The sequence below is a fragment of the Klebsiella sp. X13 genome (genome assembly GCF_003323835.1).
GTDB lineage: Bacteria > Pseudomonadota > Gammaproteobacteria > Enterobacterales > Enterobacteriaceae > Klebsiella > Klebsiella ornithinolytica.
The window spans coordinates 605,367-631,827 of sequence record NZ_CP030874.1 but is presented as its reverse complement, the minus strand read 5'-3'; the positions used below and the strand labels follow the sequence as shown (position 1 = coordinate 631,827).

Annotated in this window: 27 protein-coding genes and 1 other RNA gene; 17 read left to right on the top strand and 11 right to left on the bottom strand. The window is 56.3% G+C overall.

Annotation, left to right across the window (positions count from 1 at the left end):
• Nucleotides 1-138 precede the first annotated feature (138 nt).
• From rnpB to garL, 4 genes are all read right to left on the bottom strand, one after another.
• Nucleotides 139-515, bottom strand: an RNA gene (gene rnpB, locus DSD31_RS03140) — RNase P RNA component class A.
• 32 nt (nucleotides 516-547) lie between these two features.
• Nucleotides 548-1,693 (bottom strand): glycerate 2-kinase, encoded by a 1,146-nt coding sequence (gene garK, locus DSD31_RS03135; protein WP_004867976.1) that lies wholly within the window; start codon nucleotides 1,691-1,693, stop codon nucleotides 548-550.
• A gap of 63 nt (nucleotides 1,694-1,756) precedes the next feature.
• Nucleotides 1,757-2,647 carry a 2-hydroxy-3-oxopropionate reductase gene (gene garR, locus DSD31_RS03130; protein ID WP_113990821.1) on the bottom strand — a complete coding sequence of 297 codons (891 nt, stop codon included), beginning with the start codon at nucleotides 2,645-2,647 and terminating at the stop codon, nucleotides 1,757-1,759.
• 28 nt (nucleotides 2,648-2,675) lie between these two features.
• The gene (garL, locus tag DSD31_RS03125; RefSeq protein ID WP_004867979.1) at nucleotides 2,676-3,446 is read right to left on the bottom strand and encodes a 2-dehydro-3-deoxyglucarate aldolase; all 771 of its coding nucleotides are present in this window, start codon (nucleotides 3,444-3,446) and stop codon (nucleotides 2,676-2,678) included.
• A gap of 511 nt (nucleotides 3,447-3,957) precedes the next feature.
• Here garL and garD point away from each other — a divergent pair.
• Nucleotides 3,958-5,529 carry a galactarate dehydratase gene (gene garD / locus DSD31_RS03120; RefSeq protein ID WP_088883610.1) on the top strand — a complete coding sequence of 524 codons (1,572 nt, stop codon included), beginning with the start codon at nucleotides 3,958-3,960 and terminating at the stop codon, nucleotides 5,527-5,529.
• Nucleotides 5,530-5,594: 65 nt separating this feature from the next.
• Here garD and DSD31_RS03115 read toward each other — a convergent pair whose 3' ends face one another.
• Nucleotides 5,595-6,416, bottom strand: a complete 822-nt coding sequence (locus DSD31_RS03115) for a DeoR family transcriptional regulator (protein WP_004867990.1) — start codon at nucleotides 6,414-6,416, stop codon at nucleotides 5,595-5,597.
• 238 nt (nucleotides 6,417-6,654) lie between these two features.
• Here DSD31_RS03115 and kbaZ point away from each other — a divergent pair, with 238 nt between their 5' ends.
• The 9 genes from kbaZ to DSD31_RS03065 all read left to right on the top strand — a co-directional run bounded on the left by kbaZ (nucleotide 6,655) and on the right by DSD31_RS03065 (nucleotide 16,031).
• Nucleotides 6,655-7,962 (top strand): tagatose-bisphosphate aldolase subunit KbaZ, encoded by a 1,308-nt coding sequence (gene kbaZ / locus DSD31_RS03105; protein ID WP_071984184.1) that lies wholly within the window; start codon nucleotides 6,655-6,657, stop codon nucleotides 7,960-7,962.
• 19 nt (nucleotides 7,963-7,981) lie between these two features.
• Nucleotides 7,982-8,455 carry a PTS N-acetylgalactosamine transporter subunit IIB gene (agaV, locus tag DSD31_RS03100; protein WP_015585677.1) on the top strand — a complete coding sequence of 158 codons (474 nt, stop codon included), beginning with the start codon at nucleotides 7,982-7,984 and terminating at the stop codon, nucleotides 8,453-8,455.
• A gap of 10 nt (nucleotides 8,456-8,465) precedes the next feature.
• The gene (gene agaW / locus DSD31_RS03095; protein ID WP_015585676.1) at nucleotides 8,466-9,245 is read left to right on the top strand and encodes a PTS N-acetylgalactosamine transporter subunit IIC; all 780 of its coding nucleotides are present in this window, start codon (nucleotides 8,466-8,468) and stop codon (nucleotides 9,243-9,245) included.
• On the top strand, nucleotides 9,235-10,113 hold the full coding sequence (gene agaE, locus DSD31_RS03090; RefSeq protein WP_015585675.1) for a PTS N-acetylgalactosamine transporter subunit IID: 879 nt from the start codon (nucleotides 9,235-9,237) through the stop codon (nucleotides 10,111-10,113). Before agaW ends, agaE begins: the two co-directional genes overlap by 11 nt.
• A gap of 17 nt (nucleotides 10,114-10,130) precedes the next feature.
• The gene (gene agaF / locus DSD31_RS03085; protein WP_015585674.1) at nucleotides 10,131-10,565 is read left to right on the top strand and encodes a PTS galactosamine/N-acetylgalactosamine transporter subunit IIA; all 435 of its coding nucleotides are present in this window, start codon (nucleotides 10,131-10,133) and stop codon (nucleotides 10,563-10,565) included.
• Nucleotides 10,562-11,695, top strand: coding sequence for an N-acetylglucosamine-6-phosphate deacetylase (gene nagA / locus DSD31_RS03080; protein ID WP_015585673.1), 1,134 nt, complete (start codon nucleotides 10,562-10,564; stop codon nucleotides 11,693-11,695). Before agaF ends, nagA begins: the two co-directional genes overlap by 4 nt.
• A gap of 299 nt (nucleotides 11,696-11,994) precedes the next feature.
• Nucleotides 11,995-13,152 carry an AgaS family sugar isomerase gene (locus DSD31_RS03075; RefSeq protein WP_048023316.1) on the top strand — a complete coding sequence of 386 codons (1,158 nt, stop codon included), beginning with the start codon at nucleotides 11,995-11,997 and terminating at the stop codon, nucleotides 13,150-13,152.
• Between the two features lie 12 nt (nucleotides 13,153-13,164).
• On the top strand, nucleotides 13,165-14,037 hold the full coding sequence (gene kbaY, locus DSD31_RS03070) for a tagatose-bisphosphate aldolase subunit KbaY (protein ID WP_048023314.1): 873 nt from the start codon (nucleotides 13,165-13,167) through the stop codon (nucleotides 14,035-14,037).
• Nucleotides 14,038-14,141: 104 nt separating this feature from the next.
• Nucleotides 14,142-16,031, top strand: a complete 1,890-nt coding sequence (locus DSD31_RS03065; protein ID WP_015585670.1) for an alpha-galactosidase — start codon at nucleotides 14,142-14,144, stop codon at nucleotides 16,029-16,031.
• Nucleotides 16,032-16,063: 32 nt separating this feature from the next.
• Here the strand turns inward: DSD31_RS03065 and rsmI are convergent, their stop codons facing one another.
• On the bottom strand, nucleotides 16,064-16,924 hold the full coding sequence (rsmI, locus tag DSD31_RS03060; protein ID WP_015585669.1) for a 16S rRNA (cytidine(1402)-2'-O)-methyltransferase: 861 nt from the start codon (nucleotides 16,922-16,924) through the stop codon (nucleotides 16,064-16,066).
• Nucleotides 16,925-16,987: 63 nt separating this feature from the next.
• On the opposite strand from rsmI, the gene DSD31_RS03055 reads away from it, so the two are divergent.
• Genes DSD31_RS03055 through dolP form a run of 4 tightly spaced genes read left to right on the top strand, consistent with a single transcriptional unit; the run spans nucleotide 16,988 to nucleotide 20,638 of the window.
• Complete coding sequence (locus tag DSD31_RS03055; protein ID WP_015585668.1) at nucleotides 16,988-19,096, top strand: penicillin-binding protein activator; 2,109 nt, start codon at nucleotides 16,988-16,990, stop codon at nucleotides 19,094-19,096.
• Nucleotides 19,054-19,440, top strand: coding sequence for a YraN family protein (locus DSD31_RS03050; protein ID WP_004868021.1), 387 nt, complete (start codon nucleotides 19,054-19,056; stop codon nucleotides 19,438-19,440). Before DSD31_RS03055 ends, DSD31_RS03050 begins: the two co-directional genes overlap by 43 nt.
• 22 nt (nucleotides 19,441-19,462) lie before the next feature.
• Entirely contained in the window at nucleotides 19,463-20,053 is a 591-nt protein-coding gene (gene diaA / locus DSD31_RS03045; RefSeq protein WP_004868024.1) for a DnaA initiator-associating protein DiaA, read from the top strand.
• Between the two features lie 9 nt (nucleotides 20,054-20,062).
• Nucleotides 20,063-20,638: a division/outer membrane stress-associated lipid-binding lipoprotein gene (dolP, locus tag DSD31_RS03040; protein ID WP_004868028.1), complete on the top strand. Its 576-nt coding sequence runs from the start codon at nucleotides 20,063-20,065 to the stop codon at nucleotides 20,636-20,638.
• Between the two features lie 81 nt (nucleotides 20,639-20,719).
• Here the strand turns inward: dolP and DSD31_RS03035 are convergent, their stop codons facing one another.
• The 3 genes from DSD31_RS03035 to DSD31_RS03025 all read right to left on the bottom strand — a co-directional run bounded on the left by DSD31_RS03035 (nucleotide 20,720) and on the right by DSD31_RS03025 (nucleotide 22,979).
• Nucleotides 20,720-21,757 carry a permease gene (locus DSD31_RS03035; protein ID WP_004868030.1) on the bottom strand — a complete coding sequence of 346 codons (1,038 nt, stop codon included), beginning with the start codon at nucleotides 21,755-21,757 and terminating at the stop codon, nucleotides 20,720-20,722.
• A 47-nt stretch (nucleotides 21,758-21,804) separates the two neighbouring features.
• Nucleotides 21,805-22,449: an NAD(P)H-binding protein gene (locus DSD31_RS03030; protein WP_015585665.1), complete on the bottom strand. Its 645-nt coding sequence runs from the start codon at nucleotides 22,447-22,449 to the stop codon at nucleotides 21,805-21,807.
• Nucleotides 22,450-22,541: 92 nt separating this feature from the next.
• Nucleotides 22,542-22,979 carry a YhbP family protein gene (locus DSD31_RS03025; protein ID WP_104895543.1) on the bottom strand — a complete coding sequence of 146 codons (438 nt, stop codon included), beginning with the start codon at nucleotides 22,977-22,979 and terminating at the stop codon, nucleotides 22,542-22,544.
• 55 nt (nucleotides 22,980-23,034) lie between these two features.
• Between DSD31_RS03025 and DSD31_RS03020 the strand changes: the two genes are divergently transcribed.
• The gene (locus DSD31_RS03020) at nucleotides 23,035-23,319 is read left to right on the top strand and encodes a GIY-YIG nuclease family protein (RefSeq protein ID WP_004868040.1); all 285 of its coding nucleotides are present in this window, start codon (nucleotides 23,035-23,037) and stop codon (nucleotides 23,317-23,319) included.
• Here DSD31_RS03020 and DSD31_RS03015 read toward each other — a convergent pair.
• Nucleotides 23,306-23,809 carry a GNAT family N-acetyltransferase gene (locus tag DSD31_RS03015; RefSeq protein WP_004868043.1) on the bottom strand — a complete coding sequence of 168 codons (504 nt, stop codon included), beginning with the start codon at nucleotides 23,807-23,809 and terminating at the stop codon, nucleotides 23,306-23,308. The two genes, DSD31_RS03020 and DSD31_RS03015, sit on opposite strands and share 14 nt — an antisense overlap.
• A complete protein-coding gene (gene ubiT, locus DSD31_RS03010; RefSeq protein ID WP_004868045.1) occupies nucleotides 23,803-24,327 on the bottom strand; it encodes a ubiquinone anaerobic biosynthesis accessory factor UbiT in 525 nt (174 codons plus the stop codon). Before ubiT ends, DSD31_RS03015 begins: the two co-directional genes overlap by 7 nt.
• A gap of 221 nt (nucleotides 24,328-24,548) precedes the next feature.
• Between ubiT and ubiU the strand changes: the two genes are divergently transcribed.
• Together ubiU and DSD31_RS03000 are read left to right on the top strand one after the other, a co-directional pair.
• Nucleotides 24,549-25,544 (top strand): ubiquinone anaerobic biosynthesis protein UbiU, encoded by a 996-nt coding sequence (gene ubiU / locus DSD31_RS03005; RefSeq protein WP_004868047.1) that lies wholly within the window; start codon nucleotides 24,549-24,551, stop codon nucleotides 25,542-25,544.
• A gap of 8 nt (nucleotides 25,545-25,552) precedes the next feature.
• Nucleotides 25,553-26,431: a U32 family peptidase gene (locus tag DSD31_RS03000; RefSeq protein ID WP_004868048.1), complete on the top strand. Its 879-nt coding sequence runs from the start codon at nucleotides 25,553-25,555 to the stop codon at nucleotides 26,429-26,431.
• Nucleotides 26,432-26,461 lie beyond the last annotated feature (30 nt).

Genomic DNA, 26,461 nt, shown 5'->3' with positions numbered 1-26,461 from the left:
GGGCGTTTTTGAATGAGTTGACGCTGACCGATAAGCCGCTTTCTTGTCATTGAGAGCGGAGTGGACAGTCATTCATCGTCTTCTGCCCCATATCGCAAAACGCCCATACAGATTGCGCTGTATGGGCGTTTTTGAATGAGTTGAAGCTGACCGATAAGCCGGGTTCTGTCGTGGACAGTCATTCATCTAGGCCAGCAATCGCTCACTGGCTCAAGCAGCCTACCCGGGTTCAGTACGGGCCGTACCTTGTGAACCCCTATTTGGCCTTGCTCCGGGTGGAGTTTACCGTGCCACGAACTGTTACCAGTCGCGCGGTGCGCTCTTACCGCACCCTTTCACCCTTACCTGATCCCGCTTGCGCGGGCCATCGGCGGTTTGCTCTCTGTTGCACTGGTCGTGGGTTTCCCCCCCAGGCGTTACCTGGCACCCTGCCCTATGGAGCCCGGACTTTCCTCCCCTCCGCCCGTCTCCCCCGAAGAGGACGACGACGAAGCGGCGACTGTCTGGTCAGCTTCGGCGCGAAGTATAAAAGGTTTACCGTCGGTTGTCATCCTTCCATCACAATCCCGACCTGCAAAGTCGCGGCAACATTCCGTGAAGCGCGATAAATATTGTCCGAAGCGCCGCGGAAGGCCTCCTCCAGGCTCGTGATAGTGGTCAGCACGCTGAACACCGCGTCGATACCATACTGATGTACCACGCCGACATCGCGGGCCAGGCTGCCGGCAATACCAATCACCGGCTTACGGTATTTTTTCGCCACGCTCGCGACGCCGACCGGGACCTTACCGCTAATGCTTTGACTGTCGAGCCTTCCTTCACCGGTCACTACCAGCGAACAGTCAAGAATATGCTCTTCCAGATTCAGCGCCTGGGTCACAATCTCGATACCGCTACGTAATTCAGCATTCAGAAATGCCATCAGCGCCGCCCCCATGCCACCTGCGGCACCGGCTCCGGCGACCTCTTTGACATCGACACGCAGAGTTCGCTTAATCACATCCGCATAGTGCTCAAGATTACGATCCAGCTCGAGGATCATCGCTTCCGTCGCCCCTTTTTGCGGGCCGAAAATCCACGAAGCGCCCGTCTCGCCAGTCAGTGGGTTAGAGACATCGCAGGCCACGTGAATTGAACACTCCTGCAACCGAACATCCAGTGCGGACAGGTCAATCGAATTCAGGCAGGCAAGGCTGCCACCGCCGTCACCAATATCAACGCCGTTCGCGTCGCGAAGCCGCGCGCCCAGCGCCTGCACCATCCCTGCGCCACCGTCGTTGGTTGCACTGCCGCCAATACCAATAATGATCTTTCTCGCCCCATGCTCCAGCGCCTGCAAAATCAGCTCACCGGTGCCACGCGAGGTCGTCAACAGCGGATTGCGCTGCGCGGGAGGCACCAGCCCCAGCCCGCTGGCCGCCGCCATTTCAATAAACGCGGTTTGACCATCCCCGGAAAGCCCCCAGCAGGCATCAACCGGCACCCCCAGCGGCCCCGTCACACAAGCGCTCATTTTGGTTCCCTGTGTCGCGGCGATCATCGCCTCAACGGTCCCTTCACCGCCATCGGCGAGAGGGACCTTCACATAGAGCGCATCGGGGAAAATCTCCCGAAAACCTTTTTCTATAGCCTGTGCAACCTCAGTGGCCGAGAGGCTTTCTTTATATGAGTCTGGGGCGATTACGATTTTCATAGTTATTAGCCTGACAGTGCCGCGCAAGGCAAGAATTACAGGGCGCTATCCGCGCCCTTCTTGTTAGCGAGTGACTTCCACTTTCGCCAGTTTTTCGTAGTAGCACGCAAGCGCGCTGTGGTCGGCGGTACCCAGACCGTCAGCGCGCAGCGCCTGCATCATCTCCATCACCGCCGCGGTCAGCGGCAGCTGCGCCCCCACGCCGTGGGACGTATCCAGCGCATTCGCCAGATCTTTGATATGCAAATCGATACGGAAGCCCGGTTTAAAGTTGCGATCCATCACCATCGGCGCTTTGGCATCCAGTACGGTGCTGCCGGCCAGACCGCCGCGGATTGCCTGATACACCAGATCCGGGTTCACACCTGCTTTGGTCGCCAGGGTCAATGCTTCAGACATGGCCGCAATATTCAGCGCCACGATCACCTGGTTGGCCAGCTTGGTCACGTTGCCCGCACCGATATCGCCGGTATGCACGACAGAACTCGCCATCGCTTTCAGCAGGTCATAATATTGGTCAAAAATCGCTTTATCACCGCCAACCATGACCGACAAAGTACCGTCAATGGCCTTCGGCTCGCCGCCGCTGACCGGCGCATCCAGCATATTTACGCCTTTCGCCTTTAGCGCATCGCTGATTTCGCGGCTCGCCAGCGGAGCAATGGAGCTCATATCAATCAGCACGGTGCCCGGCTTCGCCCCTTCAATAATACCGCCTTCGCCCAGCGCCACCTCTTTCACATGCGGAGAGTTCGGCAGCATGGTGATGATCACCTCACACTGTTCAGCTATCGCTTTCGCCGAAGCGGCGGTTTCAGCGCCTGCGGCAATCACTTCTGCGATGGCTTCCGGATTACGATCGGCAACCACCAGCGAGTAACCCGCTTTGAGGAGGTTTTTACTCATGGGTTTACCCATGATGCCAAGGCCAATAAAACCAACTTTCATTGTCATGTCTTTATCTCTCTTGTTCCGGTGGCGGTTATTTCTTAAAGGAATCAGCCAGTTTCTGCGTGGCGGAGCGGAATACGCCCAGATCGCTGCCGACGGCGACAAAGGTCGCGCCCCATTCCAGATAACGACGCGCATCCGCTTCTACCGGCGCCAGAATACCGCTCGGCTTGCCGTGCTTTTTCGCGCTCGCAAAGATGTGCTGGATAGCCTGCTGGACCTGCGGGTGAGAGGCGTTGCCCAGATGTCCCAGCGCGGCGGCCAGGTCGCTTGGGCCGACAAAAATACCGTCAACGCCCGCAGTCGCGGCAATCGCATCGACGTTATCCACCCCCTGCTGGCTTTCAATTTGTACCAGGAGGGTGATGTTTTGGTTCGACTGCGCGAAGTAATCCGGCACCGTGCCAAACATGTTGGCGCGGTGCGACACGGAAACGCCGCGAATTCCTTCTGGCGGATAGCGCGTGGCGGCGACAGCGTCGAGCGCTTCCTTTTCGCTTTCCACAAACGGGATCAAAAAGTTATAGAAACCAATATCCAGCAGGCGCTTAATGATCACCGGCTCGTTAGTCGGTACGCGCACAACCGGCGCGCTGACGCTGCCTTTCAGCGCCATCAACTGGGGGATAAAGGTGGAGATATCGTTCGGCGCATGTTCGCCGTCCAGCACCAGCCAGTCGAAACCGGCCAGGCCTAATACTTCTGTCGTGATGGGGCTGGCCAGGGCGGACCAGCAACCAATTTGAATCTGATGCGCCGCCAGGGCCGCCTTAAATTTGTTCGGGAAGATATCGTTATTCATCACTTATACCTTGTCACTCAACCGTTAATTATTTCTGCAGTTACACATATTGAATGTGGTCGACAATAAACGGATAGCCAATCATTGCTATCAGGCCGAACATTCAATGAAGATTAGCGCTGCGTTGAATAAGCGCATTGCACTTCATTTATTTATTTTTGGTGTGCCTCTTAATTGTTTATAAACCGATATCAGAAGCACTCGATTTACTCATCTGGCGCATAGCAAGCATGACTCAGTATAATCAGCTGGCGGTCATAGAACACCGTGCAAAAAACCCATAAAATAGAATAAATAATCATTATAATTGTGCATACGCCATAATCAGTGGGCGCTGATGCACAGTTCCAGTGTTTTCCCTTGGCAGCGGTTTTGCTCCCACAACAATGAGTGACTGGGATCACACATCCAAATCAAAACACCTGACATTCTTTGCCGAAGAAATTCGTTCATCAGAAACTGAATAGCCGTTTTATTTTATTATTCGCACCTTGCTGGAGAATACTGGACAATGGCCGACATTGAAATCAGACAGGAATCGCCGACGGCGTTTTATATAAAAGTACACCAAACGGATAATGTAGCGATTATTGTTAACGATCGAGGTTTAAAAGCCGGAACGCGTTTCCCTGACGGGCTGACGCTCATCGAACATATCCCGCAAGGTCACAAAGTAGCATTGGTTGATATTCCTGTAGGCGGTGAAATCATCCGCTATGGCGAGGTCATTGGCTACGCGGTGCGCGACATCCCGCAGGGTAGCTGGATTGACGAATCGCTGGTTGAACTGCCGAAAGCGCCGCCGCTGAACACGCTACCGCTGGCAAACAAAGTTCCGGAGCCTCTGCCTGCGCTGACCGGTTACACCTTTGAAGGGTATCGCAACGCCGATGGCAGCGTCGGCACCAGAAACCTGCTCGGTATCACTACCAGCGTGCACTGCGTCGCGGGCGTCGTCGACTATGTGGTGAAAATTATTGAACGAGACCTGCTGCCGAAATACCCGAATGTCGACGGTGTGGTCGGTCTCAACCACCTGTATGGCTGCGGCGTGGCGATCAACGCCCCGGCCGCCGTGATCCCTATTCGCACGATCCATAATCTGGCGCTAAACCCCAATTTCGGCGGTGAAGTCATGGTGGTTGGGCTCGGCTGTGAAAAGCTCCAGCCGGAACGCCTGCTCCAGGGCACCGAAGATGTTCAGCCCATCGCCGTCGACAGCGCCAGTATCATCCGCCTGCAGGATGAACAGCATGTCGGGTTCCAGTCAATGGTTGACGATATTTTGCAGGTAGCGGAACGGCATCTGACAAAACTGAATGCCCGCCAGCGTGAAACCTGTCCGGCCTCTGAGCTGGTGGTGGGCATGCAGTGCGGCGGCAGCGATGCCTTTTCCGGCGTGACCGCCAATCCGGCGGTGGGCTACGCTTCCGATCTGCTGGTCCGCTGCGGCGCCACCGTCATGTTCTCTGAGGTCACTGAGGTTCGCGATGCTATCCATCTGCTGACGCCGCGGGCGATCAACGAAGAAGTGGGTAAGCGTCTGCTCGAAGAGATGGCCTGGTACGATAACTACCTCGATTCAGGTCAAACCGATCGCAGCGCCAATCCCTCCCCCGGTAATAAAAAGGGCGGCCTGGCGAACGTAGTGGAAAAGGCGCTGGGTTCGATCGCCAAATCCGGCAAGAGCGCGATTGCCGAGGTCCTCTCACCAGGCCAGCGCCCAACCAAACGCGGCCTGATCTTTGCGGCTACCCCGGCCAGCGACTTTGTCTGCGGCACTCAGCAGGTTGCTTCGGGGATTACGGTTCAGGTGTTTACAACCGGGCGCGGCACGCCGTATGGTCTGGTCGCCGTGCCGGTCATCAAGATGGCAACCCGCACCGAGCTGGCAAACCGCTGGTATGACTTAATGGATATCAACGCCGGGACTATCGCCACCGGCGAAGAGACGATTGAAGAGGTTGGCCAGAAGCTGTTCGGGTTTATTCTTGATGTCGCCAGCGGCCGTAAGAAAACCTTCTCCGATCGGTGGGGCCTGTATAATCAGCTGGCGGTCTTTAACCCGGCGCCGGTGACCTGATTGCCCCTCGGGCGGCACGGTGCCAGCCGCCTGACCGCAGACCCTCTCCCCCTCGGGAAGGGGGTCTATGCCGCGTCCTGGCGCTTCACCAGTCGCACATCAATCCCGCTCTTGCGCAGCCCTTCCAGACTTTCCGTCGGAATGCCTTCATCGACAATAATCATATCAATGCGTTGCGTATCGATGATCTTATGCAGACTCGAACGATTAAATTTGGTGGAATCGGTGACGACGATAATGCGTTCCGCCACTTCACACATCCGCCGGTTCAGGCGGGCTTCATCTTCATTGTGGGTACTCACACCGCGATCGAGGTCGATGGCGTCGACGCCGAGAAAAAGCATATCGAAGTGGTAATTCAGTAAAGACTGCTCGGCCTGATCGCCATAAAACGACTGCGACTGACGGCGCAGATGTCCCCCGGTCATTAACAGTTCCACCCCTTCAGCATCCAGCAGCGCATTCGCCACATTCATCCCATTGGTCATCGCAATAATGTCCGTATGTTGATGCAACAGACGGGCGATTTCATAGGTGGTGGTCCCGGAATCGAGAATAATACGATGCCCCGGTTGAATCAGTTCTACCGCCGCCCGCGCGATGCTGCGCTTCACCGCGGTATTGAGCGAACTTTTATCTTCCACCGACGGTTCGGGAGCCGGCATTGTCCCGTCGCAGATCAGCGCGCCGCCGTAAGCGCGAACCGCAATACCTTGTTTTTCAAGGAAGGCCAGATCGTTGCGAATCGTCACCGTCGAGACACCGTATAAAAGAGAAAGATCGTTCACCTGCACGCTTCCCTGCTGCCGTAAGCGCTGGATAATCTGCTCACGCCTTTCACTGGTGCCGCTGATGCGCTTATCTGCAGAAGAGTCGGTACCGCTCATAAGTATTCCTTTCATCAAATCTTTCGTTTCATTTCGTTTGGTCTATTAACACCTTTCTTTTAACGGAATGCAAGCCCCATAAAGGCAGAGAGCAGCGCAACGCCCCTCGCTGAAACCTTTCATTATGTTTCTTTTGTGAAACAGATCGGAAAACTATTATCTTTCGTTTTATTTTTACATCACCATGATGCAGTATTAAATGAAACAAAACGAAAGATTAATCTCATTACCATCCGAAATGGAGAGGAAAGTGAAACATCTGACAAAAATGGTGGCGCAGCATAAACAAGGTAGAGGCAACGGTATTTATGCCGTCTGTTCCGCCCATCCACTGGTACTTGAGGCCGCCATTCGTTACGCCCGGGCGCAGCAAACCCCGTTACTGATTGAAGCCACATCCAATCAGGTCGATCAGTTCGGCGGTTATACCGGCATGACGCCGGCCGATTTCCGCGGTTTTGTCCACCAGCTCGCCGACTCGCTCGATTTTCCCCAATCACAGCTGATCCTCGGCGGCGATCACCTTGGGCCCAACCGCTGGCAAACCCTGCCTGCCGCCCAGGCGATGGCGAATGCCGATGATTTAATAAAAAGCTACGTCGCCGCCGGTTTTAAGAAGATCCACCTCGATTGCAGTATGTCCTGCGAAGGTGATCCGCTGCCGTTAACCGATGACATCGTCGCTGAACGCGCCGCGCGCCTGGCCGCGGTGGCGGAAGAGACCTGCCGTGAACGTTTCGGTGAATCTGACCTGGTCTACGTCATCGGCACCGAAGTCCCCGTCCCAGGCGGGGCTCATGAAACCCTGACCGAGCTACAGGTTACGACGCCTGATGCCGCGCGTGCGACGCTGGAAGCACATCGACATGCCTTTGAGCTACGCGGGCTGACCCACATCTGGCCACGTATCATCGGATTAGTGGTCCAGCCTGGCGTCGAATTCGATCACACGCATATTATCGACTATCAACCCCAGCAAGCCGAAGCGCTTAGCGCCATGGTTGAAGACTATGACGCGCTGGTCTTTGAAGCCCACTCGACCGATTACCAGACGCCGCAGGCGCTGCGGCAGCTGGTTAAAGATCACTTTGCTATTTTGAAGGTTGGCCCGGCGCTCACCTTCGCCCTGCGTGAAGCGCTGTTCTCACTGGCGGCAATAGAGGAGGAGCTGCTGCCTGCGAAGGCCTGCTCCGGGCTGCGTCAGGTGCTGGAAAACGTGATGCTCGATCGCCCGGAATACTGGCAAAACCACTATCACGGCGATGGTCATGCGCGACGTCTGGCGCGAGGCTATAGCTATTCAGACCGCGTGCGCTACTACTGGCCGGATCGGCAAATCGATGAGGCGTTTGCCCGCCTGGTGCGTAATCTCGCGGACTGGCCGCTCCCGCTGCCGCTCCTCAGTCAGTATATGCCGCTGCAGTACATCAAAGTTCGCGAGGGCGATCTCAAGGCGGAGCCGCGAGAACTCATCCTCGATCACATTCAGGACATACTGCAGCAGTACCACGCCGCCTGTGTGGGCGTTACGTCCCATAACGCATAACAACGAAGAGGAAAACGCGATGCCAAACATTGTCTTAAGCCGTATTGATGAACGTTTGATCCACGGTCAGGTAGGTGTCCAGTGGGTCGGATTTGCGGGAGCAAACCTGGTACTGGTGGCCAATGATGAGGTTGCTGAAGACCCGGTGCAGCAAAACCTGATGGAAATGGTCCTGGCAGAAGGGATCGCCGTACGCTTCTGGTCACTGCAAAAGGTTATCGACAATATCCACCGCGCCGCCGATCGACAAAAGATTCTACTGGTCTGCAAAACGCCAGCAGATTTCTTACGCCTGGTCGAAGGCGGCGTTCCCGTCACACGTATCAACGTAGGCAATATGCACTACGCCAATGGCAAACAACACATTGCCAAAACGGTTTCTGTAGACGCTGACGATATTGCGGCGTTTAACGGCCTGAAGGCCGCCGGGGTGGAATGCTTTGTTCAGGGCGTTCCGACAGAACCCGCTTTGGATCTCTTTAAACTACTCTGAGGGATTCATAATGGAAATCAGTCTGTTGCAGGCATTTGCGTTGGGCATTCTGGCCTTTATTGCGGGCCTGGATATGTTCAATGGTTTGACACATATGCACCGTCCGGTGGTGCTCGGCCCGCTGGTTGGCCTGATTCTGGGCGATCTGCATACCGGCATTTTAACCGGCGGTACGCTGGAACTGGTCTGGATGGGGCTGGCACCGCTGGCCGGCGCTCAGCCGCCAAACGTGATTATCGGTACCATCGTCGGCACCACCTTTGCCATTACTACCGGCGTGAAACCTGACGTTGCCGTCGGTGTCGCCGTGCCCTTCGCCGTCGCAGTACAAATGGGGATCACCTTCCTGTTCTCGGTGATGTCAGGGGTGATGTCTCGCTGCGACCGTATGGCAGCGAATGCTGATACCCGCGGTATTGAACGGGTTAACTATCTGGCGCTGCTGGCGCTGGGGATTTTCTATTTTCTCTGTGCTTTTCTGCCGATCTATTTCGGCGCGGAACATGCGAAAACGGCCATTGATGTTCTGCCTGAGCGCCTGATTGACGGTCTCGGCGTGGCTGGCGGCATTATGCCTGCTATCGGCTTCGCTGTTCTGCTGAAAATCATGATGAAAAACGTCTATATCCCCTATTTTATCATCGGTTTTGTCGCCGCTGCCTGGCTGAAGCTACCGGTGCTGGCCATTGCCGCCGCGGCGCTGGCAATGGCGTTAATAGACCTGCTGCGTAAATCTCCTGAACCGACTGCTTCTGCGGCACAGAAAGAGGAATTCGAAGATGGCATCTAATCAAACCACTCTGCCAGGCGTCTCCGCTCCTGAAGAGACGTTGCTTTCCGGCGTGAATGAAAACGTCTACGAAGACCAGAGTCTCGGTGCGGAGCTGACGAAAAAAGACATTAACCGCGTCGCCTGGCGGTCCATGCTTTTACAGGCCTCCTTCAACTATGAACGTATGCAGGCTTCAGGCTGGCTGTACGGTCTGCTGCCCGCGTTGAAAAAGATCCATACCAACCAACGCGACCTGGCACGAGCCATGAAAGGGCATATGGGGTTCTTCAACACCCATCCTTTTCTGGTGACTTTTGTTATCGGCATCATTCTCGCCATGGAACGTTCCAAGCAGGATGTCAACAGCATTCAGAGCACCAAAATTGCCGTGGGTGCCCCGCTCGGCGGGATTGGCGATGCAATGTTCTGGCTGACGCTACTGCCCATTTGCGGCGGGATTGGGGCCAGCCTCGCGCTACAAGGCTCTATCCTCGGCGCGGTGGTGTTTATTGTGCTGTTTAACGTGGTACATCTCGGATTGCGCTTTGGTCTTGCACACTACGCGTATCGTATGGGCGTGGCGGCGATCCCTTTGATTAAAGCCAATACCAAAAAAGTCGGACACGCGGCGTCTATTGTTGGCATGACGGTCATTGGCGCGCTGGTGGCCACCTATGTCCGTCTCAGCACTACGCTGGAGATCACCGCGGGTGATGCGGTGGTGAAACTGCAAACCGATGTCATCGATAAACTGATGCCGGCGTTTCTTCCACTGGTTTATACCCTGACCATGTTCTGGCTGGTGCGTCGCGGCTGGAGTCCGTTGCGCCTCATCGCGCTCACCGTTGTGCTGGGCGTTGTGGGTAAATTCTGCCACTTCCTGTAAAAACAAAGAGGTATCCGATGTTAGGCATTATTTTGACGGGGCATGGCGGCTTTGCCAGCGGTATGGAAATGGCGATGAAACAAATTCTGGGTGAACAATCGCAGTTTATTGCCATCGACTTTCCAGAAACCTCAACCACGGCCCTGCTGACTGCGCAGCTTGAGCAGGCAGTCAACGCACTGGATGCTCAGGACGATATCGTTTTTCTGACCGATCTCCTGGGGGGAACCCCCTTTCGCGTAGCCTCGACGCTGGCAATGCAAAAAACCGGGCGCGAGGTGATTACCGGCACGAATTTGCAGCTACTGCTTGAAATGGTGCTGGAACGCGAGGGGCTGAACAGCGAGGCGTTTCGCCTGCAGGCGCTGGAATGCGGGCATCGCGGGTTAACCAGCCTGGTCGATGAACTGGCGCGCTGTCGCGAAGAAAAACCGGTTGAGGAAGGAATATGACGCAAATTCTGCGTGCCAGACGCTTGCTAACCGAGCAGGGCTGGCTTGCCGATCATCAGCTTCGGATGGAAGCGGGCGTTATCACCGCCATCGAGCCCGTTCCGGTTGGCGTCACCGCGCGCGATGCCGATCTGCTTTGCCCGGCCTACATCGATACGCATGTCCACGGCGGCGCGGGTATTGATGTGATGGACGAGGCACCGGAAGCACTCGACAGGCTGGCGATGTATAAAACTCGCGAGGGAGTGGGGGCCTGGCTCCCGACTACCGTCACCGCGCCGTTGCAGGCCATCCACGGTGCGCTGGAACGTATCGCCCGGCGCACGCTTTCCGGCGGCCCCGGCGCCCTGGTATTGGGGAGCTATCTTGAAGGCCCCTACTTTACGCCAGAAAATAAAGGCGCCCATCCACCCGAGTTGTTCCGTGAACTGGATATCGCCGAGCTGGATACGTTGATTGCTCGCTCCCGGCAAACGCTGCGGGTCGTGGCCCTGGCACCGGAAAAACCGGATGCCATACGGGCTATTCGCCATCTTAAACAGCAGGGTATCCGCGTCATGCTGGGCCATAGCGCTGCCACCTATGCACAGACCCGAGCGGCGTTTACCGCAGGCGCTGACGGGCTGGTGCATTGCTACAACGGCATGAGCGGATTACATCATCGGGAGCCTGGCATGGTCGGTGCCGGGTTAACCACCCGGCATGCATGGCTGGAACTTATCGCCGATGGTCATCATGTCCATCCTGCCGCCATGCAGCTGTGTTGCAGCTGTGCCAGAGAGAGGCTGGTCCTGATCACCGATGCGATGCAGGCAGCCGGCATGCCGGATGGCCACTATTCGTTGTGCGGCGAAGAGGTAGAAATGCGTAAGGGCATCGTACGTACCGCTTCCGGTGGCCTCGCGGGCAGCACGCTCTCTCTTGATGCCGCCGTTCGCAACATGGTTGAACAAGCAGGCGCCACGCCAGAACAGGCCATTCATATGGCATCGCTCCACCCTGCTCGTCTGTTGGGTATCGACGATCGGCTGGGATCGCTGCGGGCGGGAAAATACGCCAACGTTATTGCGCTGGATGACAGCCTGCAGCTGCAAAAAATCTGGATTCAGGGACAGGCGCTCTCCCTTTAATCCTTTCGTTATGTATCACATTGGCCTTCGGCGTTGTACCGAAAGGCCTTTTCCTTTCTTTCTGAAATAACGCCAGTCTGACAATAAAAACACATAATTTATTGTTTATCAGTCACATAAAAACATCATAACTTCAAAGATCACAGTTTTCGTTTTATTTCTAATTTCTTCCATTGAACTTTCGATTTCTTTCCTATAGATTTTATCTAACTGATTACATGAATAAGTGAAACGAAACGAAAGATAGCGACATTTTTGCCAGCGTCTGATGTGGAATTCACACGACTAAGGACTGAGTTATGCCTGAAACCTATACCGCCGCCTTTGCCTCGACTGGCACCTGGACTGAAGCAGAGATTCGTCAACAGCCCTCCTGCTGGCTTCGCTCACTCAATAACATCGACAATAATCGTGCAACGATCGACAGCTTCCTCGCCCCGCTGCTGCGCAAAAACGATCTGCGGATTGTCCTGACTGGTGCTGGCACCTCCGCCTTTATCGGCGAGATCATCGCGCCCTGGCTGTCGCGCCAGAGCGGAAAAAATATCAGCGCGATCCCAACGACGGACCTGGTCACCAACCCCATGGACTATTTTAACGCCGCACATCCGCTGCTGCTGGTCTCCTTTGCCCGCTCCGGCAATAGCCCGGAGAGCGTCGCCGCCGTTGAGCTGGCCAATCAGTTCGTACCGGAATGCTACCACCTGTCGATTACCTGTAATGAAGCCGGCAGCCTGTACCAAAATGCGGTGAACCGCGATAACGCCTTTGCGCTATTGATGCCGGCAGAAACACATGACCGCGGCTTCGCAATGACCAGCAGTATCACCACCATGATGGCAAGCTGCCTTGCGGTATTCGCGCCGGAGACGATCAACAGCAAAACCTTCCGTGACGTAGCGGATCGTTGCCAAACGATCCTCACGTCGCTGGGTGATTTTAGCGATGGGGTGTTTGGTTATGAGCCGTGGAAACGGATCGTCTATCTTGGCAGCGGCGGATTACAGGGCGCGGCTCGTGAATCGGCCCTCAAGGTCCTGGAGCTGACCGCCGGTAAGCTGGCGGCGTTTTATGACTCCCCTGTCGGCTTTCGCCACGGACCTAAATCGCTGGTGGATAATGAAACGCTGGTGGTGGTGATGGTGTCCAGCCATCCCTATACCCGCCAGTACGATCTCGATCTACTGGCCGAGCTGCGTCGCGACAACCAGGCCATGCGCGTGGTAGCAATAGCGGCCGAAAGCGACGCCGCCGTCGAAGCCGGCCCACACATCCTGTTACCGTCTTCTTCCCGCACCTTTAGCGATGTCGAGCAGGCGTTCTGCTTCCTGATGTATGCCCAGACGTTTGCGCTCGCACAATCTATCCGCGTTGGTAATACCCCGGATACCCCTTCCGCCAGCGGTACGGTTAACCGCGTGGTGCAAGGTGTTGTCATTCACCCCTGGAATGCTTGAGAGGAACGCATCATGAGTATTATTTCGACGAAATATCTCCTGCTGGATGCCCAGGCAAAAGGCTATGCGGTACCGGCATTCAACATTCATAACGCCGAGACGATCCAGGCGATCCTTGAAGTCTGCAGTGAAATGCGATCGCCGGTGATCCTCGCAGGAACGCCGGGCACGTTTAAGCACATCGCGCTGGAGGAGATCTATGCGCTATGCAGCGCTTACTCCACTACCTACGACATGCCGCTGGCGCTGCATCTCGATCATCACGAATCGCTGGAAGATATTACCCGTAAAGTAAATGCCGGCGTTCGTAGCGCCATGATCGATGGTAGCCATTTCCCGTTTGCAGAGAATGTCCGGCTGGTGAAATCGGTCGTGGATTTTTGCCATGCCCGTGATTGCAGCGTCGAAGCAGAACTCGGACGCCTGGGCGGCGTGGAAGACGATATGAGCGTTGATGCTGAAAGCGCTTTTCTGACCGATCCGCAGGAGGCAAAGCGTTTTGTTGAATTGACCGGAGTCGACAGTCTTGCGGTAGCAATCGGCACCGCCCACGGGCTCTACAGCAAAACGCCAAAAATTGACTTCCAGCGTCTGGCGGAAATCCGCGAGGTCGTGGACGTACCGCTGGTGCTGCACGGCGCAAGCGACGTACCTGACGATTACGTTCGCCGCACCATCGAACTGGGGGTATGTAAAGTCAACGTCGCCACCGAGCTAAAAATCGCCTTCGCCGCGGCGGTCAAAAAATGGTTCGCCGAAAATCCGCAGGGTAACGATCCTCGCTACTACATGCGCGTCGGTATGGATGCCATGAAAGAGGTGGTCAGACACAAAATCACCGTCTGCGGCTCAGCCAGCCGTCTACTGCTCCCCGCTGAAGCCTGATCGCTTTCGCAGGCGGTCATGATACGCCTCTGTCCCACAGCGTTATTCACGACAGGATAACGCTGACGAACGCTGATAAAACGAAAACAAAGGACCTCTGCCCCATGAAAAAAGCGCTCAATGTTTCGTTGCTCGCCCTGTTTATTTCACAAAGTGCCTTTGCGGCGAACTATGCACTGAATAACGACAATATGGCTTTCTCATTCGATGATGCCAGTTCGGCTGTGGTGGTTAAAGATACGCATTCCGGCCATCAGCTGTCGCCTCAGGAGCCATTCTTTCTGACGCTACCGGATGAGACCGTTATCCATACGGCTGATTTTAAAATCAGCCACGTTGAGAAAAAAGAGAATACGCTGGTGGTGGAGTACGTCCATCCCGATTTCAACGTGACCATGACGCTGAACCTGCTGAAAGGCAAGTACGCCAGTATCGATTACACCATTGCCGCCGTTGGCAAAGCGCAGAATGTCGCGAAAATCACCTTCTTCCCGACCAAAAAACAGGCGCAGGCCCCTTATGTCGATGGCGCAATTAACAGTTCGCCGATTATTGCCGACACGTTTTTCATGTTGCCGAATAAGCCTGTCGTCAATACTTATGCCTATGAAGGCACCACCAATCTCAACGTCGAACTGAAAACGCCCGTCCAGCCAGAAACACCGGTGAGCTATACCACCTGGTTTGGCACCGTGGCGGAAACCAGCCAGCTGCGCCGCAGTGTTAACCAGTTTATCGATGCCGTTCGCCCGCGCCCTTATAAACCCTACCTCCACTACAATAGCTGGATGGACATCGGCTTCTTTACCACCTACACCGAGCAGGACGTGCTGGGGCGTATGGATGAATGGAATAAGGCGTTTATTACCGGCCGCGGCGTACCTCTCGATGCTTTCCTGCTGGATGATGGCTGGGACGATCGTACCGGCAGATGGTTATTTGGCCCGGCATTCAGTCAGGGTTTCGGCAAGGTCAGGGAGAAAGCGGACAGCCTGCATAGTTCCGTCGGTTTATGGCTCTCACCGTGGGGCGGCTACAATAAACCGCGCGATATTCGCGTCTCTCATGCCAAAGAGTATGGTTTTGAAACGGTCGACGGTAAATTTGCGCTCTCAGGGCCTCGCTATTTCAAGAATTTCAATGAACAGATCGCCAGCCTGATTAAGAACGAACACATCACCTCCTTCAAACTGGACGGCATGGGCAATGCCAACTCACATATTGAGGGTAGCCCGTTTGCTTCCGATTTTGATGCCTCTATCGCCCTGCTACACAACATGCGTAGCGCAAACCCGAACCTGTTTATCAACCTGACGACCGGCACCGATGCCAGCCCGTCATGGCTGTTCTACGCTGATTCGATCTGGCGTCAGGGCGATGATATCAATCTGTACGGTCCCGGAACGCCGGTACAGCAGTGGATGACCTATCGCGACGCGGAAACCTGGCGCTCAATCGTAAGAAAGGGGCCATTATTCCCACTTAATTCCTTGATGTATCATGGTATTGTCAGTGCAGAGAATGCCTATTATGGACTGGAGAAAGTGCAGAGCGACGGCGATTTTGCCGATCAGGTGTGGAGCTATTTCGCGACGGGGACCCAGCTACAGGAGCTGTACATCACGCCGTCCATGTTGAACAAAGCCAAGTGGGACGTTCTGGCAGAGGCCGCAAAATGGTCGCGTGAAAATGCCCACGTGCTGGTGGATACACACTGGGTCGGCGGCGATCCGACGGCGCTTGAGGTGTATGGCTGGGCCTCCTGGAGCAAAGACAAGGCGATACTGGGACTGCGTAACCCTTCCGATAAACCGCAAAGTTACTACCTGAATCTGAAAAAAGAGTTTGAAATTCCTCAGGGCGAAGCAACCCGGTTTACTCTGACCGCTCGCTACGGCAATAACCCAACGGTTCCGGAGCATTATCAGGACGCCGTGGTTATTACGCTACAGCCGCTACAAACGCTGGTTTTTGAAGCCACGCCGATCAAATAAGATAAATGGCCCGGGGTTCCCGGGCCTGTCTCTTATCCCTGCTGCTCCAGCGCATATTTATACAGCGCATTTTTCTTCACGCCGTGAATTTCCGCGGCCAGCGCAGCGGCTTTTTTCAGCGGTAGCTCCGCCTGCAGCAGAGCCAGCGTACGCAGCGCGTCTGCGGGCAGGGCTTCTTCCTGCGCTTTAAACCCTTCGACGATCAGTACCATCTCGCCTTTACGCCGGTTCTCATCCTCTTTCACCCACGCCAGCAGTTCGCCAATTGGCGCGCCGTGAATGGATTCCCAGGTTTTGGTCAGCTCACGCGCCAGCACCACGTAGCGGGACTCTCCCAGCACCGTGCAGATATCTTCCAGGCTTTCCAGTAAACGGTGAGTTGATTCGTAAAAGATCAGCGTACGCGGCTCTTCTTCCAGCGCCTTCAGCGTATCGCGACGTCCTTTTGATTTTGCCGGCAGGAATCCTTCGTAGCAGAAACGATCGGAAGGCAGGCCTGCCGCGCTGAGCGCAGCAATGGCGGCACAGGGGCCCGGAAGCGGCACCACGCGGATATTGGCCTCGCGACAAGCCCGTACCAGGTGATAGCCCGGATCGTTGATCAGCGGAGTCCCGGCGTCAGACACCAGCGCAATGTTCTGCCCGTCTTTTAATTTCGCCAGAAGTGTTTCAGCTTTTTGCTGTTCATTATGGTCGTGCAGCGCAAATAAACGGGCGTTAATCGCAAAATGCTGGAGCAGCAAACCGGTGTGGCGGGTATCTTCCGCGGCAACTAAATCAACGGCTTGTAATACTTCCAGGGCACGCTGCGTGATATCAGACAGATTTCCGATCGGAGTGGGCACAATATAGAGCTGCCCCTGAGAATTATCTGCTGATTCGTGTTGTTTCATTGTCTCGTCCGTATTGCCGAATTAATATTGAGCATTGAGCCAAAAAAATATCACTGGATACATATGGTACCGTCAACATTTCTTCGTTCTAAACCCGCGCGTTGTCTGCCCGTACTGCTGGCTGCTTTGATCTTCGCTGGCTGCGGCACCCATACCCCGGATCAAAGCACGGCGTTTTTACAGGGTACGGCACAGGCAGATTCCAGTTACTACCTACAGCAAATGCAGCAAAGCTCGAATGATAGCAAGACCAACTGGCAATTACTCGCCATTCGTGCACTGTTACAGGAAGGCAAAAAGCAGCAGGCCATCGACCTGTTCAACCAGCTGCCCTCTAATCTCAACGGTACCCAGGCCCGCGAGCAATCTCTGCTGGCCGTCGAAGTGAAGCTGGCACAGAACGATTTCCAGGGCGCTCAGGCGCTGCTGAGCAAGCTCGATCCGGCAAGCTTCGAGACGAATCAGCAGCCGCGATACTGGCAGGCGCAGATTGATGCCAGCCAGGGCCGTCCGTCAATTACGCTGCTACGTGCCCTGATCGCCCAGCAGCCGCTGCTGAGTCAGCCGAAACAACAGCAGCAGAATATCGACGCGACCTGGAAAGCGCTCACCTCAATGACCCAGGATCAGGCTAACGCGCTGATCATCAATGCCGATGAGAACGTCCTGCAGGGATGGCTGGATCTGCAACGCATGTGGTTTGACAACCGTAACGATCCCACCCTGCTCAAAGCCGGCGTGAAAGACTGGCAAACCCGCTATCCGCAGAACCCCGGCGCGAAAATGCTGCCAACGGCGCTGGTGAATATGCAAAATTATAAACCGGCCTCAACCAATAAGATCGCCCTCCTGCTGCCGCTCAACGGCCAGGCCGCCGTCTTCGGTCGTACCATCCAGCAGGGTTTTGAAGCGGCGAAAAATGGCGCGCCGACCGTCACCGGAAACGCCGTTCCTGCCCAGGTTGCGCAGGCCGCCAGTGTCGCCAGCAGCGACGTCGTGAGCCCTTCACAGGCCGAAGTGGGTGACCTGACCTCAACCAATACCGCGCCGGTCCCTGTACAGGCGCCAGAGGCCGATCGGGCGCCGGCTCCGGTCACTGCGCCGACCGCCACTCAGGCTGCCGCGGTGCCGGAGCAGTCAGCCACCAGCGACGCCACCGCCACAACCGCGCAACCTGCGGTCAGCGCACCGCAGACCCAGCCGGTTGCCACCACCCCGGCCAACCCTTCGGCTGAACTGAAAATTTACGACACCACCACGCAACCAATGAGTCAGCTGCTCGCGCAGGTACAGCAGGATGGCGCCACCCTCGTCGTCGGCCCGCTGCTCAAGGATAACGTCGAGGATGTCATCAAGAGCAATACCTCGCTCAACGTACTGGCGCTGAACCAGCCGGAGAAAGTCGAAAATCGCGCCAATATTTGCTATTTCGCTCTCTCCCCGGAAGATGAGGCCCGTGACGCGGCGCGCCATATTCACGATCAGGGCAAACAAACGCCGCTGCTGCTGGCGCCTCGCGGCGCGCTCGGCGATCGCGTGGTGAACGCCTTCGCCAACGAGTGGTTAAAACTGGGTGGCGGAACCGTCCTGCAGCAGCGCTTTGGTTCCGCTTCTGAGCTGAAATCCAGCGTCAACAGCGGTATCTCTCTGAGCGGTACGCCCGTTTCTACGCTGCCGTCAGCGTCTGACAGCAGCCTCGGCAACCCGGAAGATGTCCCGGTCAGCAGTAGCGGTGGCGTCGACGCCGCCTGGATCCTGGCGACGCCGGAACAGATTGCCTATATCAAACCGATGATCGCCCTGCGCAACGGCAGCCAGAGCAATGTCACCCTGTACGCCAGCTCTCGTAGCGCCCAGGGCACTGCCGGTCCGGATTTCCGCCTGGAGATGGAAGGTTTGCAGTATAGTGAGATCCCGATGTTGGCCGGCAGCAACCCGGCGCTGATGCAGCAGGCGCTCTCCGCCGTGCGCAACGATTACTCACTGGCTCGCCTGTATGCAATGGGCGCGGATGCCTGGTCTCTGGCTAACCATTTCGCCCAGATGCGCCAGACGCCGGGCTTCGAGCTGAACGGTAACACCGGCGATCTGACGGCCACGCAGGACTGCGTGATCAACAGGAAATTGTCATGGCTCAAGTACCAACACGGACAGATCGTCGCAGCCAACTAACCAAACAGACCGGAGATGCCTGGGAAAACCAGGCTCGCCGGTGGCTGGAAAGCCGGGGGCTGCATTTTATCGCCGCCAACGCCCGCGAGCGGGGCGGTGAGATTGACCTCATCATGCGCGATGGCGCGGTAACCGTTTTTGTGGAAGTGCGCTATCGGCGCAGCGCAAGCTACGGGGATGCCGCCTCCAGCGTCACGCAAAAAAAACAACAAAGACTCCTCCAGGCTGCTCGCCTGTGGCTCTCCCGGCAGAATGGGAGCTTTGACACTGTGGATTGCCGTTTCGATGTGGTAGCCTTCACCGGAAACGACATCCAATGGCTGAGAAACGCCTTTGGCGAATAGCGTAAATGAATTAAGGGATCCCGTGCTCGATAGAATTAAAGCCTGCTTTACTGAAAGCATTCAAACCCAAATTGCAGCAGCGGAAGCTCTCCCGGATGCCATCTCCCGTGCGGCCTTGACCCTGGTACAGTCGCTGCTCAATGGCAACAAAATCCTCTGTTGTGGCAATGGCACCTCTGCCGCCAACGCACAGCATTTTGCTGCCAGCATGATTAATCGTTTTGAAACAGAGCGTCCTGGTTTACCCGCCATTGCACTAAATACCGATAATGTGGTCTTAACCGCAATTGCCAACGATCGCCTGCATGACGAAATCTACGCCAAGCAGGTTCGCGCGTTAGGCCACGCAGGTGATGTTCTGCTGGCCATTTCCACGCGCGGCAATAGTCGGGACATCGTGAAAGCCGTTGAAGCTGCCGTCACCCGCGATATGACCATCGTCGCACTCACCGGCTACGACGGCGGTGAGCTGGCTGGTCTGCTGGGCCAGCAGGATGTCGAAATCCGCATTCCGTCTCATCGCAGCGCGCGAATTCAGGAAATGCATATGCTCACCGTTAACTGCCTGTGCGATTTGATTGATAACACGCTTTTTCCACACCAGGACGATTAAGGAGAACACATGAAGGCTCTCTCGCCCCTCGCCATCATTCTTTCTGCGCTACTGCTACAAGGATGCGTTGCCGCAGCGGTAGTCGGAACGGCAGCTGTCGGCACCAAAGCCGCCACGGACCCGCGTACGGTCGGTACTCAGGTTGATGACAGTACGCTGGAACTGCGCGTCAACAGCGCGCTGTCGAAAGACGAGCAAATTAAGAAACAGGCGCGGATTAACGTTACCGCCTATCAGGGCAAAGTCCTGCTGACCGGTCAGTCTCCGGTGGCGGATCTCTCCGCGCGCGCGAAACAAATCGCCATGGGCGTCGAAGGCACAACGGAAGTCTTTAACGAAGTGCGTCAGGGCCAGCCGATTGGTTTAGGTACCGCCTCTTCCGATACCTGGATTACGACCAAAGTGCGCTCTCAGCTGCTGGGCACCGATCAGGTCAAATCGTCAAACGTTAAAGTAACGACCGAGAATGGCGAAGTGTTCCTGATGGGTCTGGTCACGGAGCGTGAAGGTCGTGCGGCGGCAGATATCGCCAGTCGGGTAAGCGGCGTATCGCGTGTGACCACCGCCTTTACCTATATCAAGTAAGTCCCCCAAATAGTCCCGGCTCGCGCAATGCTGAGCCGGGTGACGAACCGGGCAAGGCGTTAGCCGCAGCCCGGGATTTCCTCAGAGTAACGCCAGTCCGCCAACCACCGCGCCGCATAGGGCCACCAGCCCACCGGTCAGCCACAGCGCTTTCGCCGGAAAAGCCTTACGCAACATAATCAACGACGGCACGCTGACCGCAGGCAGCGTGATGAGCAGCGCCAGCGCCGGGGCAAACCCCATTCCCGCCAGCATCATGGTTTGGACGATAGGGATCTCCGCCGCGGTAGGGATGACAAACAGACAGCCGGCTATCGCCATCGCCACCACCCAGAACAGGGTATTCCCCACCACGCCATCGGCATGCGGGAACAGCCAGACACGTGCCGCCCCCAGCACCAGGACCGCCAGAATATAGACCGGGATAGTATTCCAGAACAGGGTCCAGAGTGCGCTCAGCCAGCGGGTGAAAAAAGGCCCCTGTGCGGTACCATCGACAGCCGGAAGATCTGACGGTTGCGTTGCCGCCTCTTTGACCCATTTTTGCACCAGCGTCGCCACGATCAACACCGTTGCCAGCCCGGCAGCCAGGCGAATCAACGCAAACTGCCAGCCCAGCACAAAGCCCATAAACACCAGCGTTGCCGGATTCAGCAGCGGGTTGCCCATCCAGAACGCCAGCGCGCCGCCCATCGATACCTGCTGCTTACGCATCCCCGCCGCAACCGGTGCGGCGCAGCAAGTACACATCATACCAGGCAGAGAAAACAGCACCCCTGAGAGCGTACCGCGAAATCGCGATTGGCCCAGCGTACGCAGCAGCCAGTCGCGCGGGATCAGCACCTGAATCAGCGAACCGAGCAGGACGCCCAGCACCGCCGCTTTCCACACCGCCAGGAAGTAGACCACCGCGTAGTCCCATGCCGCTTTTAGCGGGTTGGCGTCGGCCTGAGCCAGGATCGATTTACCGATACTGTGCGTTTCTGCGGCCGTAAACGCCTTGCCATAGTAAGGCTGCCATTTGACGAACCACAGGCCAACGATAACAACGAGAAAAAAGAGTGCGGGCTTCCACCATTGAAACGGTGACGCCGCCTGAGATGAAGACTGACCAGCCATAGCATTCCCCAGGAAAGATGTGGTGATATGATGTGAAGCGCAGAATACTACGCTTCGCTGGCCGCAATTTCACGCAGTTTTGCCGATGGCAGAATCGTCACGCCTTCCCGGCCAGGGGTCAGCGCTTCGCTCAGCATCGCTTGCGCCACCTCATGGGCATGGATAGATTTCCAGTTTCCCGGCAGCAATCGGAATAATGGCGCCAGCACCGCTTCATTTGCCCTTTTTTGCTCTCGATCGCCCAGCAGCATCGACGGGCGCAAAATCGTCAGACGCGTCCACGGCTGCGCACGCAGCGCCTCTTCCATTTCGCCTTTAACGCGGTTGTAGAAGAACATCGAATGCGGATTGGCCCCCATCGCGCTGACCACCAGCATGTGCTTCGCGCCCAGCCGGAGCCCGGTGAGCGCCGTATCCACCACCAGCTGGTAGTCAGCCTGAATGAAGGCGGCTTTGCTGCCCGCGTCTCGCAGCGTGGTCCCGAGACAGCAAAACACGATATCAACAGGGTCAACAACCTGCGCCAGCGCATCGCTCAGCTCAGGCGCGTGAGGATTTAGCACTCCCTCTGCGTCCGCCAGCGGGCGGCGGGTCGCTGCGGTTATCGCCGCAATGTCCGGCGCCTCGATCAGCATTCGAAGTAAGTGCCCACCAACTAATCCGGTAGCCCCTGTTATTAGCACCTGACTCATTATGCCCCCTGAAAAATCAGCCCTTCAGCGGCGGATGCCGCGGTAACAAGAGTATGCGGGAAATGTGAGACTCTGCACGCCCGTGCGGGCTTTCACTCGCTATCCGGGTGACGTAGCCAGTGTAACTTGGTGCCAAACCCCAGCGTGTTATCGGTGAATTTGAGCTCATCCGGGCGGATTTCCCAGACCGGCGCATGCAGCATCCTGGCGATCGGAAAGCGGCTGACGTACCGCGCGCGCATCGTCTCTTCCTCGTGACCTGAAAGACGACGAATTTCACCTTTGAACTGGACGCCGCGAATACGGGCAACGGTTTTCGGCTGGCCATTGACGGTGCCGGCGACCTTTGCGCGCAGGCCGGTCATCTGCCCGTGGCGGGTACTGTCATCACTCAGGAGATAGAAGGCGACGTTTTGCGAGTCATACACATAGAACGCATTGGCGCACCACAGCTCTCCGTCGCTGGCAACGCACCAGCTAATCACATGCTGTTTGCCAAGCCAGCGGCTGATAGCAGCAAGCGTATCCATCTTTACTCTCCGGTATGTTATGGTGCAACTACCTTAACATACCGATCTTTCTACCGTGCGCTGGTTTCTCTATCTGATACGTACCGCCGATAATCGCCTTTACACCGGGATCACTACCGATGTTGCACGCCGTTTTTGTCAGCATCAGGATGGCAAGGGAGCAAAAGCATTGCGCGGAAAAGGCGAACTGCAGCTGGCGTTCAGCCAGGAAGTTGGTGAACACTCACTTGCGCTACGACTGGAGTATCGCATCAAGCAGCTAACGAAGCGCCAGAAAGAGCGCCTCGTTGCCGGAGATGGTTCTTTTGAGACTCTGCTGGAGAGCCTCAGAGGCGGTTAAAGCGATCGCAGTACTCTACCAGCCCATGCACCCCTTCCAGCGCGTCATCGGCCAACGGGCGCACCTGGAACGCCTCGCCGGTATCCGGCCAGCGGCAACGCAGATCGAAGCGGGCAGCCGGCTCAAAGCCGAGGCGGCCGTAGAAGGCCGGCTCGCCCAGCGTCACCACTGCGGCATAGCTAAACTCATTCAATGAATCCAGCCCTTCGTAGACCAGCTGGCTGCCGATTCCCTGGCCGCGATAGTTTTCATCTACCGCCAGCGGCGCCAGTCCGACCCACTGCAGCTCTTCGCCTTCAACGGAGACCGGGCTGAAGGCGACATAGCCAATAACCTGCCCTTCATCATCTGTCGCCACCACGCCCAGCGTGATCAGGCCGTCTTCACGTAAATCGTGCACCAGCTGCGCTTCGGCATCGCTGCCAAACGTACGGCGCAGTAACGCGTCGATTCCCGGTGCATCAATCCCAATTTCAACTCGAATCAGCATGCCTCACCTACCGATGTCTGTTCAGGTTTCCGCGGGCCGTTCAGCCCCGCTTCAACAAAGTCAGCCAGCTGCAGCAGCATCACGCGCAGCGCTTTTGGCATCTGCTCCAGCTCAATGGCATCCATCAGGTTTTTTACATACAGCCCCAGCTCAGTATCACCTTCGATGACCAGCCGACGCTGGAAGAACAATGTATCCGGATCCTGTTTACGCGCGGCGATCATCAGCAGATCGCTGGCATCGGCGCTGAAGCTCACATCCGCTTCGGCCGTAGCGCTGACCACCAGACGCCCTTCGCTCACCGAGGTATACCACAGCAAACCGATATCACGCACATTAATACTTAACCAGCGGCCTTCGAGAAAATCCAGTTCGCCCTCTTCCAGAGCCTGACGAAACTGCCAGCTTAATACCTGCTCCAGCACCTGGCGCTTGAGGGCAAAAGGCGCCAGCTTAACCGGCACGCTCATCAAAGACGGGCCAAAGTGGACCAGCCGGGAACGCAATTTATCCAACACAAGCCTTACTCCATGAAAGCAATAGTTCCGCTATTGTGCCATATCAAATAAACGACATAGCGGCGTAAATCAACAAAATCACCACAACGGGTACCAATTATTGGCGCCGCCAATACGCTTTTAACTGCCTCAAATCAAAAATTGTCACCAGAAGGTTAACTAAAATCCCTGCTCATTAACCCTATCAGCGTCCCTACGGGCCGCATTTTTCAGGAAAAATTATGGAGCTGCTCTGCCCAGCCGGCAACCTTCCGGCACTTAAGGCGGCCATCGAAAACGGTGCCGACGCCGTCTATATCGGGCTGAAAGATGACACCAACGCCCGCCACTTTGCCGGCCTTAATTTCACCGAAAAGAAACTGCAGGAGGCCGTTAGCTTTGTGCATCAGCACCGTCGTAAGCTGCATATAGCGATCAACACCTTTGCACATCCTGACGGTTATGCCCGCTGGCAGCGTGCGGTAGACATGGCGGCACAGCTGGGCGCGGATGCCTTAATCCTTGCCGATATCGCCATGCTGGAATACGCCGCAGAGCGTTATCCGCATATTGAACGCCACGTTTCGGTACAGGCGTCGGCAACCAACGAAGAGGCGGTGCGTTTCTATCATCGCAATTTCGATGTCGCCCGCGTTGTGCTACCGCGCGTGCTGTCGATTCATCAGGTAAAACAGCTCGCCCGCACGACGCCGGTTCCGCTGGAGGTCTTCGCCTTCGGCAGCCTGTGCATCATGGCAGAAGGCCGCTGCTACCTCTCTTCTTACCTGACCGGCGAATCGCCGAATACCGTCGGCGCCTGTTCACCTGCGCGCTTTGTCCGCTGGCAACAAACGCCGCAGGGTCTCGAGTCACGCCTCAACGAAGTGCTGATCGATCGCTATCAGGATGGTGAAAATGCGGGTTACCCGACGCTGTGCAAGGGTCGCTATCTGGTAGATGGCGAGCGCTATCATGCGCTGGAAGAGCCAACCAGCCTGAATACGCTGGAGCTCCTGCCGGAACTGATGGCGGCAAATATTGCGTCGGTGAAAATTGAAGGTCGCCAGCGCAGCCCCGCCTACGTCACCCAGGTGGCGAAAGTATGGCGCCAGGCGATCGATCGCTGCAAAGCCGATCCGCAAAACTTTATTCCGCAATCCGCATGGATGGAGACGCTCGGTGCCATGTCCGAAGGGACACAAACCACCCTTGGCGCCTACCACCGTAAATGGCAGTGAGAAAAGTAATGAAATATTCATTAGGGCCGGTGCTTTACTACTGGCCGAAAGAGACGCTGGAAGATTTTTACCAGCAGGCCGCACGATCCAGTGCTGATACGATCTATCTGGGCGAAGCCGTATGCAGCAAACGCCGCGCCACCAAAGTGGGCGACTGGCTGGAGATGGCGAAAGCGCTGGCGGGCAGCGGTAAGCAGGTGGTGCTCTCCACGCTTGCGCTGGTGCAGGCCTCTTCCGAACTCAACGAGCTGAAGCGCTATGTCGATAACGGTGAATTTCTGATCGAAGCCAGCGACCTTGGCGTCGTCAATATGTGCGCAGAGCGCAAACTGCCTTTCGTCGCCGGACATGCGCTCAACTGCTATAACGCCGTCACCCTGCGTCTGCTGCGTAAACAAGGAATGATACGCTGGTGCATGCCGGTTGAGCTGTCTCGCGACTGGCTGGTGAACCTGCTCGCCCAGTGCGAAGAGCTCGGTCTCCGCGACCAGTTCGAAGTGGAAGTCCTGAGCTACGGCCACCTGCCGTTGGCCTATTCCGCTCGCTGCTTTACCGCACGTTCCGAAGATCGCCCGAAAGATGAATGTGAGACCTGCTGCATCAAGTACCCGAACGGGCGCAGCGTGCTGTCCCAGGAAAATCAGCAGGTGTTTGTCCTGAACGGTATTCAGACCATGAGCGGCTATGTCTATAACCTCGGCAACGAACTGGCGTCGATGCAGGGGCTGGTCGATATGGTGCGCCTGTCACCGCTGGGTAACGATACCTTTGCTATGCTCGATGCCTTCCGCGCCAATGAAAACGGCGCCTCGCCGCTGCCGCTGATCGCCAACAGTGACTGCAACGGTTACTGGAAACGACTGGCCGGGCTGGAACTGCAGTCCTGAAAATAGCTCGCTTTGTTAACAGCATGCTTC